Annotated in this window: 1 protein-coding gene; it reads right to left on the reverse strand. The window is 41.7% G+C overall.

The window, feature by feature from the left end:
* Nucleotides 1-578, reverse strand: a 578-nt coding sequence (locus ACPC58_RS11695; RefSeq protein WP_434066038.1) for a Cna B-type domain-containing protein, incomplete at both ends; no start/stop codon positions are given.

Raw genomic sequence — 578 nt, forward strand, 5'->3', positions numbered from 1 at the left:
TTGATCTTCTGTTATCGTGTAAACAATTTCTTTACCAGCGCTGTACTTATCTAAGTCATTAAACTCGTACTTCCAGTTATCCTTAGCGGTTACCGTCTTCGTTGCCACTTCCTTACCATTTGCCAATAAGTGTAGTGTGATACTGCCTGGCCGATTACCATCTTGATCATTATTATCTAACCACGTCTTCTGACCTGACACACTCGTTTTAGCTACCTGATGCGTATTAACAATGTTATTGCCATCATACGTTGTCTTGTAACCGTCAACCGCTGCTTCGGCAACCGTGTACTTGATTGCTTGGCCAGCCTTGAACTTATCTAAGTCATTAAATTCATACTTCCAACCATCTTTTGCGGTCACTGTCTTTGAATCAACCTTCTTACCATCTGCTAACAAGTTAACCGTAATTTCATCTGGTCGTACACCATCTTGGTTATCATGGTCTGACCACGTCTTTTGACCTGACACACTCGTCTTGGCCACCTGATGTGTATTAACAATGTTATTGCCATCATACGTTGTCTCATAACCAGCAACGGATGCTTCTTCAACCGTGTACTTAATTTCTTGACCAG

The sequence above is a fragment of the Streptococcus sp. VTCC 12905 genome, from assembly GCF_049893385.1.
Taxonomy (GTDB): Bacteria; Bacillota; Bacilli; order Lactobacillales; family Streptococcaceae; genus Streptococcus; species Streptococcus suis_AA.